The organism is Pseudomonas putida, from assembly GCF_001636055.1.
Lineage (GTDB): Bacteria > Pseudomonadota > Gammaproteobacteria > Pseudomonadales > Pseudomonadaceae > Aquipseudomonas > Aquipseudomonas machongensis.
This window is the reverse complement of record NZ_CP011789.1, coordinates 2,663,306-2,678,748: the sequence shown is the minus strand read 5'-3', so window position 1 is coordinate 2,678,748 and position 15,443 is coordinate 2,663,306. Positions and strand designations below refer to the sequence as shown.

Here is a 15,443-nt window from a genome sequence, read left to right as displayed (position 1 = left end):
GCCGAAATGGAGCATTCACATGACTGACCAAAACGCATCCACCGAACAACAACCTTCGCTGTACACCCGCCTGGGCGGCTACGACGTGATCTACCAGTTTGCCGGTGCGGTATTGCGCAAGACCATGGCCCACCCGGCGATTGGGCATATCTGGGCGCATATGTCCGAGTCGACCTTTCAGAAAGAGCACATCAACTTTGTCGACTTCCTCTCCCAGCACTGGGGCGGCAGCGCCAAGTACCGCGGCCGCGACATGGTCACCGCCCACCGTGGCATGGGCCTGACCGAGGTGCACTGGCAAGCCACGCTGGACTGCCTGGAGGAATGCTACAACGACTACAACCTGGCGCCGGAGCTGCGCAAAGAGGTCAACGACTTTTTGGTCAAGTTCAAGCCGGCGGTGATCGGCAGCCCGTCCTACCGCGACGTGGTGCTGGCCAACCCTGAAATGGACCCGGCCAAGGGCATGAAGAGCGTTGGCGTGGTCTGGCCCGCGCGCGATGAAGCGGCAGCACAGGCAGCGGTACCCAGGCTTGAGTCGTAACACCGCTCGGCCACTTAGATGGGGCCCAGCACCTGGCGCAAGGTAGTCCTTCTCAACCAAGCGACTGTCCTGCTCAACCAAGTGTCGCCCGCATGCTGGCGCTAGCTTAGTAGCAAGCCCAGCCACGGCGGGCCTTTCGCATAGCCATTTGCCAGGCCCTGAGGCCTGGCATCGGAAACAGGACACACCATGGCCATCACCCGCCCGACGCTCGAACAACTGCAGGCCCTCGCCACTCGCCTGCATCTGCAACTGACCCCCGAGCAAGCCAGCGAATACCTGGCGCTTATGCAGCCCAGCCTGGACGCCTACGACCTGGTCGACGAGCTGCCCGACTTCACCCCGCTGGTGCGCTACGAGCGCACCTCCGGTTATCGCCCGTCCAGCCTCGAAAACCCTCTGAACGCCTGGTACTACCGCACCGAGGTGATGGGCGCCAGCTCTGGGAAGCTGCTCGGTAAAACCGTTGCCCTGAAAGACAACATCTCCCTGGCCGGTGTGCCAATGATGAATGGCGCCGCGCCGCTGGCTGGCCATTTGCCAGCGTTCGATGCCACCGTGGTGACCCGTTTGCTCGACGCCGGGGTGACCATCCTCGGCAAGGCCACCTGCGAGCACTACTGCCTGTCTGGCGCGAGCCATACTTCAGACCCGGCCCCGGTGCACAACCCACTGCGTCCGGGCTTCAGCACCGGTGGCTCGTCGTCGGGCAGTGCGGCGCTGGTGGCGGCTGGCGAAGTCGACCTGGCAGTGGGCGGCGATCAAGGCGGCTCGGCGCGTATTCCTGCGGCGTGGTGCGGCATTTATGGCCTGAAGCCGACCTTCGGCCTGGTGCCGTATACCGGGGTGATGGCGGTCGAGGCGACCTTCGACCATCTCGGCCCGATGACCAACAACGTGCGCGACAACGCTCTGATGCTGGAAGTGATGGCTGGCGCCGATGGGCTCGATCCACGCCAGGGCGCGCCTGAAATCGACGCTTACAGCCACTACCTTGATCGTGGCGTGGATGGCCTGCGTATCGGCATCCTTCAGCAAGGCTTCGAGCTGGCCAACCTCGACCCGCGGGTTGCCAAGTCGGTGCGCAGCGCCATCACTCAGTTTGAAGCGTTGGGTGCGCTGGTCGAGGAAGTCTCGGTGCCCGAGCACGCCCTGGCCGGCGCGTTGTGGGGCCCGATCGGCTGCGAAGGCCTGACCATGCAGATGATGCACGGCAACGGTGCAGGCTTTAACTGGAAGGGCCTGTACGACGTCGGCCTGCTCGACAAACAAGTCAGCTGGCGCACCCAGGCCGACGCCCTCTCGCCTTCGCTCAAGTTATGCATGCTGGTCGGCCAGTTTGGCCTCGACCACTACCACGGCCGTTACTACGCCAAGGCGCAGAACATCGCCCGCTTCGCCCGCGCCGGTTACGACAAGGCGCTGGAGCAATACGACCTGCTGGTGATGCCGACCGTGCCGATCATCGCCCAGCCGCTGCCGAAGGCAGATTGCTCGATCACCGATAACGTCTCGCGGGCATTGGAAATGCTAGGTAATACCGCCGCCCAGGACATCACCGGCCACCCGGCCATGTCCATCCCCTGCGGTTTGGTCGACGGCTTGCCCGTTGGGCTGATGCTGGTCGGCAAGCATTACGCCGAGGGCACCATTTACCAAGCGGCTGCGGCATTCGAAGGTGCGGTGGACTGGCGCACGCTGTAAGCAAGCGCCAGCCGCTACGCCCCGGCAACACAACAACTAGAACAGCAACATCATTCAACAACCGCGCTGAACGAGAGGAGTAATCCCATGACGGCAACATCAACCCCGGGTGAGCGGGCGCGGGCACTGTACGCAGTGCTCAAGAACAAGGACCTGATCCCCGAAGGCTATATCGAGCAGCTCACCCAGCTGATGGAACACGGCTGGAGCCCGGACAACGGCGCGCGCATTGTCGCCAAGGCCTGGGTCGATCCGGCCTTCCGCGAGCTGCTGCTCAAGGACGGCACCGCCGCCTGCGCGCAGTTCGGTTTCACTGGGCCGCAGGGCGAATACATCGTTGCCCTGGAAGACACCCCAACGCTGAAAAACGTGATCGTCTGCAGCCTGTGTTCGTGCACCAACTGGCCGGTGCTGGGCCTGCCGCCCGAGTGGTACAAGGGCTTCGAATTCCGCGCGCGGCTGGTACGGGAGGGGCGCACGGTATTGCGCGAGCTGGGCACCGAGTTGCCGGAACACGTGGTGATCAAGGTCTGGGACACCAGCGCTGAAAGCCGTTACCTGGTGCTGCCACTGCGGCCAGCGGGCTCCGAGCACATGAGCGAAGAGCAGCTACGCCAACTGGTCACCAAGGACGTGCTGATCGGCGTCGCCCTGCCGTGTGTTGGCTGAGCAACACGCCCAACCCCTTACCCTTGCGGAGTGTTCAAAATGGATGGCTTTCACGATCTCGGCGGTTTCCAGGGCTTTGGCAAAGTGCCCCACCGCATCAACAGCCTCAGCTACAAGCAGGTGTTCAAGCAGGACTGGGAGCACCTGGCCTATAGCCTGATGTTCATTGGCGCCGACCACATGGGCAAGTTCAGCGTCGACGAAATCCGTCATGCCGTGGAGCGTATCGATGTGCGCCAGCATGTCGGCACCGAGTATTACGAGCGCTATGTCATCGCGACCGCCACCCTGCTGGTCGAGACCGGCGTCATCACCCAGGGCGAACTGGATGAGGCCCTCGGCTCGCACTTCAAGCTGGCCAACCCGGCCCATGCCCAAGGTCGTGAGGCGATCACCGGGCGCCCGCCATTTGAAGTCGGCGACCGGGTCATCGTGCGTGATGAATACGTGGCCGGGCATGTGCGCATGCCGGCCTATGTGCGCGGCAAGCAAGGCGTGGTGCTGCACCGCACCACTGCGCAGTGGCCGTTCCCGGATGCGATTGGCCACGGCGACCGCAGCGCAGCGCATCAACCGACTTACCACGTCGAGTTCCGGGTAAAAGACCTGTGGGGCGATGCCGCCGACGATGGCCTGGTGGTGGTCGACCTGTTCGAGAGCTATCTGGACAAGGTCGACAGCCCGCAAGCGGTGCACGCATGACTGCCGGCGCCCAGGCAGGCCGACTGCCGGTGACGGTCCTTTCCGGCTTCCTCGGCGCGGGCAAGACTACCCTGCTCAACCATATCCTGCGCAATCGCCAGGGTTTGAAAGTGGCGGTGATCGTCAACGACATGAGCGAGGTCAACATCGACGCCGCCGAGGTGCAGCGTGATGTAACGCTGCACCGTGGCCAGGACGAGTTGATCGAGATGAGCAACGGCTGCATCTGCTGCACCCTGCGCGCCGACCTGCTCGAGCAGGTAAGCGCGCTGGCGCGCCAGCAGCGTTTTGATTATCTGCTGATCGAGTGCACCGGGATCTCCGAGCCGATGCCGGTGGCCGAGACCTTTGCCTTTCTCGACACCGAAGGTTTCAGCCTCAGCGAACTGGCGCGGCTGGACACCTTGGTCACCGTGGTTGATGCCAGCCAGTTTCAGGCGTTGCTCGACTCGCCGGAAACCGTCGAGCGCGCCGACGCCGCGGCGCCGCGGCGCCCGTTGGCTGACCTGCTGATCGAGCAGGTCGAGTACGCCAACGTTATTCTGGTGAACAAGTGTGACCTGATAGAGGACGCGCAATACCAGACGCTGCGAGCGGTGCTGGCCGGGCTCAATCCCCGGGCACAGATTCTGCCGGTGGTGGCTGGCAATGTGGAACTGTCAAGCATCCTCGGCACCCAGCTGTTCGACCTGCCCAGCCTGGCGGTCGCGCCCGGTTGGATGAAGCAGATGGACGCCGACGACACTCCGACCGCCGAGTCGGACACCTACGGCGTGACCTCGTGGGTCTATCGCGAGCGCGCCCCGTTTCACCCGCAACGCCTGCTCGAATTTCTCTCCCGCCCGTGGAGCAACGGCCGCCTGCTGCGCAGCAAAGGCTACTTCTGGCTCGCCAGCCGCCACCGTGAAATCGGCCTGCTGGTGCAAAGCGGCAAGCAGTTCCAGTGGGACTACGTCGGCCATTGGTGGCACTTCATCGACCCGTCGCAGTGGCCGCAGGACAAGTACCGCCTGCAGGGGATCATGGCCAAGTGGGACAGCGTCGTCGGCGATTGCCGGCAAGAGTTGGTGTTCATTGGCCAGGACCTAGATACCGCAACGTTACAACGCGAGCTCGATCACTGCCTGTTGAGCGCAGACGAAATCGCTACCGGGCCATCGGCCTGGCCAGCACTGCCTTGGGCGAGCAGCTTTGACAGCCTCGCCTTGTCGACCAGCCAGGCGCAGGTATTACCGGCTGCTGCCGCTATCTAGTTGGAGATGTAGCCATGCTGTTTTTTAATCGCACCAGTCGCTGGATACTGACCCCCCTCGCCGACCGCCTCGACCAGCCCGACCAGCCGAGTACGCCGCTGTCGTCGCGCAACCCGCTGCTGCGGCGCATCCTCACCGGCGTCGAGCAGCTGCTGCAGGAGCGGCGCACGCTCAAAGAGCAAGCTCGCGAACTCGCCGCGCAGGTGAGCCAACTGCAACAGCACCTGGCTGACCGCGACGAATGTGCGCAGCAGTCGCAAGCGCGCTGGACGCTGGTCACCAAAGGTGCGGATGCGTTGTTCTGGCAACTGCATCTGACTGCCACAGGCACGCCTGCGCCAACGTGCGCGATGCACTGGACGGGCTCCGCCTCGATCCATGCACCGCATCTGCCCGAGCTGGGTCAGTGGCACGACCAGCTGCATCCGGCTGATCGCCACGCCCATCAGCAAGCACTGGCCCGGCACCTCGCCGACCGCAGCGGCCGCACACGGTTTGAGCTGGACCTGCGCATGAAATTCACCGCCGGCGGCGATTATCGCTGGTGCCGGGTCAGCGGCAATTCGCTGCGTGACGGCAACGGCGTTGCCATCGCCACAGCGGGTACGCTGCGGGACATCCATGAGCAACAGCTGCACATTCAGGAGCTGGAGCTGGCCGCCGAGCGTTTTGACATTTCCCGCGAGATGCTCCACGACGGCCTGTGGGACATCGAAGTCGTCGCCGGGGACCCGGCTAACCCGAGCAACACCATCTGGTGGTCGTCGCAGATGCGCCGGCTGCTCGGCTGCACCACCGTCGAAGAATTCCCCAACACCCTGGAAAGCTGGACCTCACGCCTGCACCCCGACGACAGTGCCCGCGCCATCGCGGCGTTTGTCGCCCATGTCGACGATCGCAGCGGCAACACCCCGTTCGATGTCGAGTACCGGCTTCGTCACCAAAACGGCGCCTACCGGTGGTTCCGCGGTCGCGGGCAAACCCGCAGGGCTGCGGACGGCGCGCCGTTGCGGGTAGTCGGGGCTATAACTGATATTCATGCTCGGCATGAGGAAAGCACCATCCGCGAGGCACAAGCGCAACAGCATCAGGTGATGCAGGAAACCTTAGGCAAATTGACCCACATCGTCGCCACCATCCAGGGCATCGCCAGCCAGACCAACCTGCTGGCCTTGAACGCCGCCATCGAAGCCGCCCGTGCAGGCGAAGCCGGGCGCGGTTTTGCGGTGGTAGCCGACGAGGTGCGCAAACTCGCAACCCGTACAAGTCAGGCAACTCAGCAAGCCGCGCAGATGATCGACAGCTGACCCGCGCAAGCGCCGCGTTACATGTTCAGCCAGGAAGCGCTCGGGTGGAAGGCCACCAATGCACCTTTTCAGAGGCAAGTGTAATGGCTCGACACCTACGCTGATGCTGTGTTCAGCACCAACAGTGTGAAAGCTGTGAGAAAGTCTGGAAAAGGTGGGATTCAGGGTCGTAATGCTCAGGAATGTCACCAGACTCCAGACCTACGCCACCAACTTTTGGGGCCGCGCTTGTCGGCGACGGGACGCGAAGCGGCCCCAATGTTTAGGCGCCAGGTCGATAGCTGCTAGCAATAGCCAAGCATATCTCCCACCTACGCTGCCTTCGATAGATCGCCCCTTCCTAACGTGAGTCATTAGGCAGCACGTCCATCACAATCCACAGTAAACCAGTGAAAGCGACGCTAATAATGGGGACCAGATGGGGGACCAAAAACGCTTAGGCACAAAAAAGCCCCGAAAAATCAGGGCTTTAATGAGAATTAGTGGCGGAAGCGTAGAGATTCGAACTCTAGGATAGTTGCCCATCGACGGTTTTCAAGACCGTTGCCTTAAACCACTCGGCCACGCTTCCAGCTTGTTTTGCGGCGGCAATCATACCGTAATGAAACACGCTGTCAAACTCTCTCTGTCGCCCGTTGCAGAGGCTCTGTTATGATCTTTGCATCTGAACGTTTCAAACCCACAGGAGTGTCGCCATGCGCGAACAGGATTACGCCGTACAACACGGCCAGCAGGTCGAGCAGCAGGAGGTCAGCAAGGTCCTGCGCAACACGTACAGCCTGCTGGCGCTCACGCTTGCCTTCAGCGGCGTGATGGCTTTCGTCGCTCAACAGATGCGCGTCGGTTACCCGAACATCTTCGTGGTGCTGATCGGCTTCTACGGGCTGTTCTTCCTCACCGCCAAGCTGCGTGATTCGGTCTGGGGCCTGGTTTCTACCTTCGCCCTCACCGGCTTCATGGGCTTCATCCTCGGCCCGATCCTCAACCGCTACCTCGGCATGGCCGGTGGCGCTGAAGTGGTCAGCTCGGCCTTCGCCATGACCGCACTGGTATTCGGTGGCCTGTCGGCCTACGTGCTGATCACCCGCCGCGACATGAGCTTCCTCAGCGGCTTCATCACCGCGGGCTTCTTCGTGTTGCTGGGTGCCGTGGTCGCGAGCTTCTTCTTCCAGATCAGCGGCCTGCAACTGGCGATCAGCGCTGGCTTGGTGCTGTTCTCGTCGGTCTGCATCCTGTTCCAGACCAGCGCCATCATCCACGGCGGCGAGCGCAACTACATCATGGCGACCATCAGCCTGTATGTCTCGATCTACAACCTGTTCGTCAGCCTGCTGCAACTGTTCGGCATCATGGGTCGTGACGACTGATCGCTAGCGATTGGACGATTCAGGAAAGCCCGCTTCGGCGGGCTTTTTTGTGGGCGGATGCTTTTAGGGTTGCACGCCCTCCCGGCCACAAAGAAACAAAGAGCAGCCCAGCCAGAACGTACCTCTACCCCTTCGCCGTCGGGCCCCGTAGAATGCGCTCCTTTTTTCTTCGGGGCGGTTTCCCATGAGTTCACTCGAACACGAGCCGGGCGCGACGGCGCCTGCCAACGAACTGGTCCTTGGCCTCGAGGACAAGCCGCGGCCACTGATCGGCCTGTTGGCGGCACTGCAGCACTTGTTGGCGATCATCGTGCCGATCGTCACGCCTGGCCTGCTGATCTGCCAGGCGCTGGGTGTTTCGCCGCGGGACACCAACCTGATCGTGTCGATGTCGTTGGTGATCTCGGGCATCGCCACCTTCGTCCAGTGCAAGCGCTTCGGGCCATTCGGCGCGGGATTGCTGATCGTCCAGGGCACCAGCTTCAACTTCGTCGGGCCGCTGATTGCCGGTGGCGCGCTGATGGTCAAGCAGGGCACACCAGTCGAAGGCGTGATGGCGGCGATCTTCGGGGTCGTGATCGCCGGCTCGTTCGTGGAGATGGGCGTTTCGCGCATCCTGCCATTCATCAAGCGACTGATCACCCCGCTGGTGACAGGCATCGTGGTGCTGATGATCGGCCTCACCCTGATCAAGGTTGGCCTGATCAGCATGGGCGGTGGCTTCGCGGCCATGGGCAACGGCACCTTCGCCAATGGCGAGAACCTGCTGCTGTCGGGCGTGGTGCTGGCGATCATCGTGGTCCTCAACCGGATTCCGGTGGTTTGGATGCGCAGTTGCGCCATCGTCATCGCGCTGGCGGTGGGCTATGCGCTGGCAGGCTACCTGGGGCGCCTGGACTTCACTGGCATGCACGAGGCCGCGCTGTTCCAGGTGCCGGTCCCGCTGCACTTCGGCCTGGGCTTCTCCTGGGCGCTGTTCATTCCGATGCTGGTGATCTACCTGGTGACCTCGCTGGAAGCCATCGGCGATGTGACAGCCACCAGCAAAGTGTCGCGCCAGCCGGTCGAGGGGCCAGTGTGGATGCAACGGATCAAGGGCGGGGTGCTGGTCAATGGTGCCAACTCGCTGCTGGCGGGCCTGTTCAACACCTTCCCCAGCTCGATCTTTGCGCAGAACAATGGGGTGATCCAGCTGACGGGCATCGCCAGCCGTCATATCGGTGTCTGGATCGCGCTCATGCTGGTACTGCTGGGGCTTTTCCCGAGCGTAGCCGGGGTGATCCAGGCCGTGCCGGAGCCTGTACTGGGTGGCGCTGCGATGGTGATGTTCGGTGCGGTAGCGGCATCAGGGATCAATATCCTGGCCAGCACCCGCCTGGACCGTCGGGCGCTGCTGATCATCGCCGTGTCGCTGGCCCTGGGGCTGGGCGTGGCGCAGGTGCCGGAGTTCCTGGCGCACATGCCGGCGGCGCTGCGTAACGTACTGGAGTCGGGCGTTGCCACCGGCGGCATCTGCGCCCTGGTGCTGAACTGGTTCCTGCCAGAGAGCCAGGAACGCGCCTGACCACCGTTGCAGGCAGACAAAAGCCCGCGCCTACAGGTGCGGGCTTTTTGCTTTATCATGACGGCATTTCTTTGCACGAGCCTTCCATGAAATTCGCCATCGCGGTGTTTTCTCCGGCCCATGCGCCCTCCTCGCGCCGCGCGCTGCGCTTCGCCGAGGCGGCCCTGGCCGGCGGACACGAGATTACCCGACTGTTCTTCTATCAGGATGGGGTGCACAGCGCCTCGGCCAACGTCGTCGCGCCGCAGGATGAACAGGATGTGGCGGCGCAATGGCGCAGCTTCATCAGCGACCATCAGCTCGATGCCGTGGTCTGTATCGCCGCAGCATTGCGCCGGGGCGTGCTCGACGAGGCCGAAGCCAACCGTTACCAGCGCCCTGCCGTGAACCTGCCCAAACCCTGGGAACTGTCCGGCCTTGGGCAACTGCACGAAGCTGCGCAAACAGCAGACCGCCTGGTCTGCTTCGGAGGCGATTGAAATGGCCAGATCCTTGTTGATCATCAGCCGTCAGGCGCCTTGGAATGGGCCATCCGCCCGCGAAGCGCTGGATATCGCGCTTGCCGGTGGCGCCTTCGACCTGCCGCTGGGCATGCTGTTTCTCGACGACGGTGTCTTCCAGCTCGCCAACGACCAGCAACCGGTGCTGCTGCAGCAGAAGAACCTTGCCGCCAACCTGCAGGCGCTCCCGATGTTCGGGGTCGAGGAACTGTTCGCCTGCGCGCATAGCCTCCAGCAACGCGGGCTGGATAGCAGCACGCTGGAACTGCCGGTGCAGGTTCTCGACGATGCAGCGCTGCGCGCACTGATCGCCCGTTTCGACCAGGTGGTGACCCTCTGATGACGACCCTGCATGTAATCAGCCATTCGCCCTTCGGCGACGACCGCCTGGCCAGTTGCCTGCGTTTGCTGGGCACCCAGGACGCGCTGCTGCTGTGCGGCGATGCAACCTACGCCCTCAAGCCTGGCAGCGAACCTTACCGGGTGTTGCAGGCTGCTGGCCTGGAGCAACGCCTGTTCGCCCTCGAAGAAGACCTACTGGCCCGCGCAATCCCCAGCGAGTTGGCAAAGGCCGTGGACTATCCCGCCTTCGTCGAGCTCTCGCTGCACTACGACAAGGTCAACACCTGGCTATGAGCAACCTGACTGTCGGCGATCGCTCGATCGCCCTAGACAAGGACGGCTTCCTGGTCGACTTGCAGGACTGGTCCCACGAGGTCGCCCAAGCCCTGGCCGCCCGTGAAGCGATCGCCTTGACCCCGGACCACTGGGAAGTCCTCGAACTGCTGCGTCAGTTCTACGACGAATATCAACTTTCGCCAGCGACTCGTCCGCTGATCAAGTACACCGCCCTGAAGCTGGGCCCGGACAAGGGCAACAGCCCGCACCTGAATCGTCTGTTCAACGGCACCCCCGCCAAACTGGCCGCCAAGCTGGCGGGCCTGCCCAAGCCGACCAACTGCATATGACCGAGCCAATGACCGACAGCCCAAGCCCCCTGACGCTGGAAACCCCGGCCGAACACCCCTTCGCCGAATTCGTGCGCATTCTTGGCAAGGGCAAGCGAGGGGCACGGGGCTTGACCCGCGAGGAAGCGCGCGCGGCGATGACACTGCTGCTCGAAGGGAAAGTCGAAGACACCCAACTGGGCGCCTTCCTGATGCTGCTGCGGCACAAGGAGGAAAGTGCCGAGGAACTGGCTGGTTTCACCGAAGCCCTGCGCAGCCACCTGCAAGCACCATCGATCGCCGTGGATATCGACTGGCCAAGCTATGCCGGCAAGAAGCGCCACCTGCCCTGGTACCTGCTGGCCGCCAAGTGCCTGGCTGGCAACGGCGTGCGCATTCTCATGCATGGCGGCGGCGCCCACACGGCCGGGCGCCTGTACACCGAACAATTGCTCACCCTGTTGGATATCCCCCTGTGCCGTGACTGGCAAGCGGTCGCCAGCAGCCTGGATCAGCAGCAACTGGCCTTCTTCCCGTTGCAGGACTGGGCGCCGCAGTTGCAGCGGATGATCGATCTGCGCAACACCTTGGGCCTGCGCTCGCCGATCCACTCCCTGGCCCGCGTGCTCAACCCGCTCGGCGCCCGCTGCGGCCTGCAAAGCATCTTCCACCCCGGCTACCAGGCCGTGCACCGCGAAGCCAGCCGCCTGCTCGGCGATCACGCCCTGGTGATCAAAGGTGATGGCGGCGAGATCGAGGTGAACCCCGATGTCGTCAATCACTTGTACGGCACTACCGGCAGCGAGGCCTGGGACGAAGAATGGCCCGCGCTGAGCGCACAACGCCACGTCAAGCCGGCAACGCTTGAGCCTGAGCATCTGTTGGCGGTATGGCGCGGCGCGGCGCAGGACAGCTATGGCGAGCTGGCAGTAGTCGCGACCATGGCCCTGGCGCTGCGCGGTCTGGGCCAGGATCGCGAACTGGCGTTCAGCACCGCGCGTACGTTCTGGTCAAACCGAAACATCTAATCACTCGATCAATGGCTGGCGATATTTGCGCTATTTATTCGAACGGTATGCCCTAGACTGAGCTCCAACGACAAACGACTTGGTAATTGGAGCTCCACATGGGCCTTTTGATCGACGGCCGCTGGCATGACCAGTGGTACCAGAACAGCAAGGATGGCGCCTTCCGCCGCGAAAACGCCCAGCGCCGAAATGCGCTACCTGCGGCCGAAGCAGGCCGTTACCACCTGTATGTTTCGCTGGCCTGCCCATGGGCGCACCGCACCCTGATCCTCCGCGCACTCAAGGGCCTGGAGCCACTGATCGACGTATCTGTAGTGAGCTGGCTGATGGGCGAGCATGGTTGGACCTTCGACACCGCACAAGGCTCGACCGGCGATCATCTCGACGCCCTCCAGTACCTGCATCAACGCTATACCTTGGATGATCCGCACTACACTGGCCGGGTGACGGTACCGGTGCTGTGGGACAAGCAAGAGAAGCGCATCGTCAACAACGAATCAGCGGAAATCATCCGCATCCTCAACAGCGCGTTCGATGAGTTGACCGGCAACCGCCTGGACCTCTATCCCGAACCACTGCGCGCGACTATCGATGCACTCAACGAACGCATTTACCCGGCGGTGAACAACGGCGTTTATCGCGCAGGCTTCGCCACCACCCAGGAGGCGTACGAGGCAGCGTTCGATGAGGTGTTCAATGAGCTGGATCACCTGGAGGCGCTGCTCGACACCCAGCGCTACCTGGCCGGCGAATACCTGACCGAGGCGGATGTAAGGCTGTTCACCACGCTGGTGCGCTTCGATGCTGTGTATCACGGGCATTTCAAGTGCAACCTGCGACGACTGGCGGACTACCCGAACCTCTCCAACTGGCTACGCGAGCTTTATCAGTGGCCGGGGGTGGCGCAGACGGTGAATATGGAGCATATCCAGAAGCACTACTACATGAGCCACAAGACCATCAACCCGAACGGCATCGTGCCCAAGGGGCCGTTGCAGGACTTCACGCTGCCCCATGACCGTGAGCGGTTGGCGGGCAAGGGAATATGGCAGGGTTGAAATCGCTGGGGCTGCTTCGCAGCCCATTCGCGGGCAAGCCCGCTCCCACAGGTTTAAAGCGGCGCCGTACCTGTGGGAGCGGGCTTGCCCGCGAATGGATCACAAAGTGGTGCCAGTGATCAGCTGTTCTGCGCCCCTTCGAACCAGGCCAGCTTGTCACGCAACTGCACCACTTCCCCAACGATCACCAGGGTCGGCGCATGCACTTCATGCCGGGCGACCAGGTCCGGCAGGTCTGCCAGGGTCCCGGTGAACACGCGCTGATTGCGGGTAGTGCCCTGCTGCACCAGCGCTGCCGGCGTGCTTGCCGCACGACCATGACGGATCAACTCGGCGCAGATGGTCGGCAAGCCAACCAGGCCCATGTAGAACACCAGGGTCTGGGCTGGCGCCACCAGGTCATTCCAGGGCAGGTTGCTGGTGCCGTCCTTGAGGTGACCCGTGACGAAGCGCACCGACTGGGCGTAGTCGCGGTGAGTCAGCGGAATACCGCCGTAGGCCGAACAGCCGCTGGCCGCCGTGATACCCGGCACCACCTGGAAGGGGATGCCCTCATCGGCCAGTTCCTCGATCTCCTCGCCGCCACGGCCGAAGATGAATGGATCGCCGCCCTTCAGGCGCAACACACGCTTCCCTTGGCGGGCCAGATCGACCAACAGGCGGTTGATCTGGTCCTGGGGCACGGCATGGTCAGCGCGACGCTTGCCGACATAGATGCGCTCGGCATCACGCCGGCACATCTCGATGATGGCCGGAGCCACCAGACGGTCGTAAAGCACCACGTCAGCCTGCTGCATCAGGCGCAAGGCACGGAAGGTCAACAAGTCGGGATCACCAGGGCCGGCACCGACCAGATAGACCTCACCGCCCTGTTGCACAGGCGCGCCATCGACCATGGCCTGCAACAGGCGCTCGGCTTCGGCGCCCTGCCCGGCCAACTGGCGCTCGGCGATCGGCCCCTGGAACACTGTCTCCCAGAAGCCGCGCCGCTGGTTGACGTCCGGGTACAGCGACTTGACCTTGTCACGAAAACGCGCGGCCAGGCCTGCCAGCTCGCCATAGGTGGACGGAATCCAGGCCTCGAGCTTGGCCCGGATCAAGCGTGCCAGCACGGGCGCATCGCCGCCACTGGATACCGCCACCACCAAGGGCGAGCGATCGACGATGGCAGGGAAGATCACCGTGCACAGGGCCGGTGCATCCACCACGTTGACCGGCAGGCTGCGCGCTTGTGCGTCTTCCGACACCTGCGCGTTGAGCGCCGGGTCATCGGTGGCAGCGATCACCAGACGGCACCCCTCCAGGTCAGCGACCTGATAGCCACGCACCAGCACCTCTCCGCTGCCTTCCCTGGCCAGTGCGGCCAACTGGCCGTCGACTTCCGGCGCGACCACCCGTAGCACACCCCCGGCATCCGCCAGCAGGCGCGCCTTGCGCAGGGCGATCTCACCGCCGCCGACGACCAGAACCCGGCCGCCCTGCAGCTTATGGAACAGCGGCAGGTACTTCATTTAGCGGATAACCTCGACGCCGCCCATGTAAGGCTTGAGCACCTCAGGTACGCGAATCGAACCATCGGCCTGCTGGTAGTTCTCCAGCACCGCAACCAGCGTACGGCCCACGGCCAGGCCCGAGCCGTTGAGCGTGTGTACCAGCTCCGGCTTGCCGGTTTCCGGATTGCGCCAGCGCGCCTGCATGCGGCGGGCCTGGAAGTCGCCGCAGTTGGAGCAGGAGCTGATTTCGCGGAACTTGCCCTGGCTCGGCACCCACACTTCCAGGTCGTAGGTCTTCACTGCGCCGAAGCCCATGTCGCCGGTGCACAGGGCCAGCACGCGGTATGGGAGTTCCAGCAACTGCAGCACGCGCTCGGCGTTGGCGGTCAGGCCTTCCAGGGCTTCCATCGACTTGGACGGCTCCACCACCTGGACCATCTCGACCTTGTCGAACTGGTGCTGGCGGATCATGCCGCGAGTGTCACGGCCCGATGCACCGGCTTCGCTGCGGAAGCACGGGGTGTGGGCGACCAGTTTCAGCGGCAGTTGCTTGGCGTCGAGGATCTCGCCCGCCACCAGGTTGGTCAGCGACACTTCGGCGGTCGGGATCAGGTAGAAGTCGGCCTCGCCTTCGCGGGTGATCTTGAACAGGTCTTCCTCGAACTTCGGCAACTGGCCGGTGCCCTGCAGGGCCGGGGCCTGTACCAGGTACGGGGTATAGTGCTCCTCGTAGCCGTGCTCGCCGGTGTGCAGGTTGATCATGAACTGCGCCAGGGCGCGGTGCAGGCGGGCGATCGGCCCACGCAGCACGGCAAAGCGCGCGCCGGACAGCTTGGCCGCGGCCTCGAAGTCCAGGCCACCGCTGACTTCACCCAGGGCAACGTGGTCCTTGATCTCGAAGTCGAAGACCTGCGGCGTGCCCCAGCGGCGCACTTCGACATTGTCTTCTTCGCTGGCGCCGACCGGCACGCTGGCGTCCGGCAGGTTGGGGATGGTCAGCAGGATGCCGTCGAGCTCGGCCTGGATCTCGTCCAGCTCGGCCTTGCCGGCCGCCAGCTCGTTGGCCATGCGCTCGACGTCCGCCATCAGCGGGGCGATGTCTTCGCCCTTGGCCTTGGCCTGGCCGATGGATTTGGAACGGGCATTACGCTCGGCCTGCAGCTGCTCGGTGCGGGTCTGCACCGACTTGCGGCGCTCTTCCAGTGATTCGATGCGCGCGACATCCAGGCTGAAGCCACGGGAGGCCAGGCGTTCCGCCACTTCCTGAAGTTGGCCGCGTAACAGTTTGGAATCGAGCATATCGTTCT

Annotated in this window: 15 protein-coding genes, 1 tRNA gene and 2 pseudogenes; 15 read left to right on the top strand and 3 right to left on the bottom strand. The window is 63.4% G+C overall.

The window, feature by feature from the left end; all coding sequences use genetic code 11:
- Positions 1 to 19: 19 nt before the first annotated feature.
- From AB688_RS12005 to AB688_RS27505, 7 genes and pseudogenes are all read left to right on the top strand, one after another.
- A complete protein-coding gene (locus AB688_RS12005; RefSeq protein WP_063544289.1) occupies positions 20 to 544 on the top strand; it encodes a group I truncated hemoglobin in 525 nt (174 codons plus the stop codon).
- A 189-nt stretch (positions 545 to 733) separates the two neighbouring features.
- Positions 734 to 2,248, top strand: coding sequence for an amidase (locus AB688_RS12000; protein ID WP_063544287.1), 1,515 nt, complete (start codon positions 734 to 736; stop codon positions 2,246 to 2,248).
- An 87-nt stretch (positions 2,249 to 2,335) separates the two neighbouring features.
- Positions 2,336 to 2,917 carry a nitrile hydratase subunit alpha gene (gene nthA, locus AB688_RS11995; RefSeq protein ID WP_063544285.1) on the top strand — a complete coding sequence of 194 codons (582 nt, stop codon included), beginning with the start codon at positions 2,336 to 2,338 and terminating at the stop codon, positions 2,915 to 2,917.
- Positions 2,918 to 2,956: 39 nt separating this feature from the next.
- On the top strand, positions 2,957 to 3,619 hold the full coding sequence (nthB, locus tag AB688_RS11990; RefSeq protein WP_063544283.1) for a nitrile hydratase subunit beta: 663 nt from the start codon (positions 2,957 to 2,959) through the stop codon (positions 3,617 to 3,619).
- Positions 3,616 to 4,872: a GTP-binding protein gene (locus AB688_RS11985; protein ID WP_063544281.1), complete on the top strand. Its 1,257-nt coding sequence runs from the start codon at positions 3,616 to 3,618 to the stop codon at positions 4,870 to 4,872. Before nthB ends, AB688_RS11985 begins: the two co-directional genes overlap by 4 nt.
- A 14-nt stretch (positions 4,873 to 4,886) precedes the next feature.
- Positions 4,887 to 5,852: pseudogene (locus AB688_RS27330) on the top strand (PAS domain-containing protein); the annotation flags it as partial.
- Between the two features lie 96 nt (positions 5,853 to 5,948).
- Positions 5,949 to 6,170, top strand: a pseudogene (locus AB688_RS27505) (methyl-accepting chemotaxis protein); the annotation flags it as partial.
- A gap of 492 nt (positions 6,171 to 6,662) precedes the next feature.
- On the opposite strand, the gene AB688_RS11975 reads toward AB688_RS27505, so the two are convergent.
- Positions 6,663 to 6,750, bottom strand: a tRNA-Ser gene (locus AB688_RS11975).
- Positions 6,751 to 6,874: 124 nt separating this feature from the next.
- Here AB688_RS11975 and AB688_RS11970 point away from each other — a divergent pair.
- The 8 genes from AB688_RS11970 to AB688_RS11935 all read left to right on the top strand — a co-directional run bounded on the left by AB688_RS11970 (position 6,875) and on the right by AB688_RS11935 (position 12,643).
- The gene (locus tag AB688_RS11970) at positions 6,875 to 7,546 is read left to right on the top strand and encodes a Bax inhibitor-1/YccA family protein (RefSeq protein WP_063544277.1); all 672 of its coding nucleotides are present in this window, start codon (positions 6,875 to 6,877) and stop codon (positions 7,544 to 7,546) included.
- A 184-nt stretch (positions 7,547 to 7,730) separates the two neighbouring features.
- On the top strand, positions 7,731 to 9,110 hold the full coding sequence (locus AB688_RS11965; RefSeq protein WP_063544275.1) for a nucleobase:cation symporter-2 family protein: 1,380 nt from the start codon (positions 7,731 to 7,733) through the stop codon (positions 9,108 to 9,110).
- An 86-nt stretch (positions 9,111 to 9,196) separates the two neighbouring features.
- Entirely contained in the window at positions 9,197 to 9,589 is a 393-nt protein-coding gene (tusD, locus tag AB688_RS11960; protein WP_054892318.1) for a sulfurtransferase complex subunit TusD, read from the top strand.
- A gap of 1 nt (position 9,590) precedes the next feature.
- The gene (gene tusC / locus AB688_RS11955; RefSeq protein WP_063544273.1) at positions 9,591 to 9,950 is read left to right on the top strand and encodes a sulfurtransferase complex subunit TusC; all 360 of its coding nucleotides are present in this window, start codon (positions 9,591 to 9,593) and stop codon (positions 9,948 to 9,950) included.
- Positions 9,950 to 10,246, top strand: a complete 297-nt coding sequence (gene tusB, locus AB688_RS11950) for a sulfurtransferase complex subunit TusB (protein ID WP_063544271.1) — start codon at positions 9,950 to 9,952, stop codon at positions 10,244 to 10,246. The genes tusC and tusB overlap by 1 nt, the downstream gene beginning before the upstream one ends.
- Positions 10,243 to 10,578, top strand: a complete 336-nt coding sequence (locus tag AB688_RS11945; protein WP_054892321.1) for a TusE/DsrC/DsvC family sulfur relay protein — start codon at positions 10,243 to 10,245, stop codon at positions 10,576 to 10,578. The genes tusB and AB688_RS11945 overlap by 4 nt, the downstream gene beginning before the upstream one ends.
- Before the next feature lie 8 nt (positions 10,579 to 10,586).
- Positions 10,587 to 11,585, top strand: coding sequence for a glycosyl transferase family protein (locus AB688_RS11940; RefSeq protein ID WP_063544270.1), 999 nt, complete (start codon positions 10,587 to 10,589; stop codon positions 11,583 to 11,585).
- Between the two features lie 98 nt (positions 11,586 to 11,683).
- Positions 11,684 to 12,643, top strand: a complete 960-nt coding sequence (locus AB688_RS11935) for a glutathione S-transferase family protein (protein ID WP_063544269.1) — start codon at positions 11,684 to 11,686, stop codon at positions 12,641 to 12,643.
- A 119-nt stretch (positions 12,644 to 12,762) separates the two neighbouring features.
- Here AB688_RS11935 and cysG read toward each other — a convergent pair whose 3' ends face one another.
- Positions 12,763 to 14,154: a siroheme synthase CysG gene (gene cysG / locus AB688_RS11930; RefSeq protein ID WP_063544267.1), complete on the bottom strand. Its 1,392-nt coding sequence runs from the start codon at positions 14,152 to 14,154 to the stop codon at positions 12,763 to 12,765.
- A complete protein-coding gene (serS, locus tag AB688_RS11925) occupies positions 14,155 to 15,435 on the bottom strand; it encodes a serine--tRNA ligase (protein WP_063544265.1) in 1,281 nt (426 codons plus the stop codon). It lies immediately after the preceding gene.
- Positions 15,436 to 15,443: the final 8 nt, after the last annotated feature.

What these genes read in the sequence shown, in the direction of transcription:
- AB688_RS12005 (WP_063544289.1), top strand. Translation starts at nt 20, where the DNA reads ATGACTGACCAAAACGCATCCACCGAACAACAACCTTCGCTGTACACC.
- AB688_RS12000 (WP_063544287.1), top strand. Translation starts at nt 734, where the DNA reads ATGGCCATCACCCGCCCGACGCTCGAACAACTGCAGGCCCTCGCCACT.
- nthA (WP_063544285.1), top strand. Translation starts at nt 2,336, where the DNA reads ATGACGGCAACATCAACCCCGGGTGAGCGGGCGCGGGCACTGTACGCA.
- nthB (WP_063544283.1), top strand. Translation starts at nt 2,957, where the DNA reads ATGGATGGCTTTCACGATCTCGGCGGTTTCCAGGGCTTTGGCAAAGTG.
- AB688_RS11985 (WP_063544281.1), top strand. Translation starts at nt 3,616, where the DNA reads ATGACTGCCGGCGCCCAGGCAGGCCGACTGCCGGTGACGGTCCTTTCC.
- AB688_RS11970 (WP_063544277.1), top strand. Translation starts at nt 6,875, where the DNA reads ATGCGCGAACAGGATTACGCCGTACAACACGGCCAGCAGGTCGAGCAG.
- AB688_RS11965 (WP_063544275.1), top strand. Translation starts at nt 7,731, where the DNA reads ATGAGTTCACTCGAACACGAGCCGGGCGCGACGGCGCCTGCCAACGAA.
- tusD (WP_054892318.1), top strand. Translation starts at nt 9,197, where the DNA reads ATGAAATTCGCCATCGCGGTGTTTTCTCCGGCCCATGCGCCCTCCTCG.
- tusC (WP_063544273.1), top strand. Translation starts at nt 9,591, where the DNA reads ATGGCCAGATCCTTGTTGATCATCAGCCGTCAGGCGCCTTGGAATGGG.
- tusB (WP_063544271.1), top strand. Translation starts at nt 9,950, where the DNA reads ATGACGACCCTGCATGTAATCAGCCATTCGCCCTTCGGCGACGACCGC.
- AB688_RS11945 (WP_054892321.1), top strand. Translation starts at nt 10,243, where the DNA reads ATGAGCAACCTGACTGTCGGCGATCGCTCGATCGCCCTAGACAAGGAC.
- AB688_RS11940 (WP_063544270.1), top strand. Translation starts at nt 10,587, where the DNA reads ATGACCGACAGCCCAAGCCCCCTGACGCTGGAAACCCCGGCCGAACAC.
- AB688_RS11935 (WP_063544269.1), top strand. Translation starts at nt 11,684, where the DNA reads ATGGGCCTTTTGATCGACGGCCGCTGGCATGACCAGTGGTACCAGAAC.
- cysG (WP_063544267.1), bottom strand. Translation starts at nt 14,154, where the DNA reads ATGAAGTACCTGCCGCTGTTCCATAAGCTGCAGGGCGGCCGGGTTCTG.
- serS (WP_063544265.1), bottom strand. Translation starts at nt 15,435, where the DNA reads ATGCTCGATTCCAAACTGTTACGCGGCCAACTTCAGGAAGTGGCGGAA.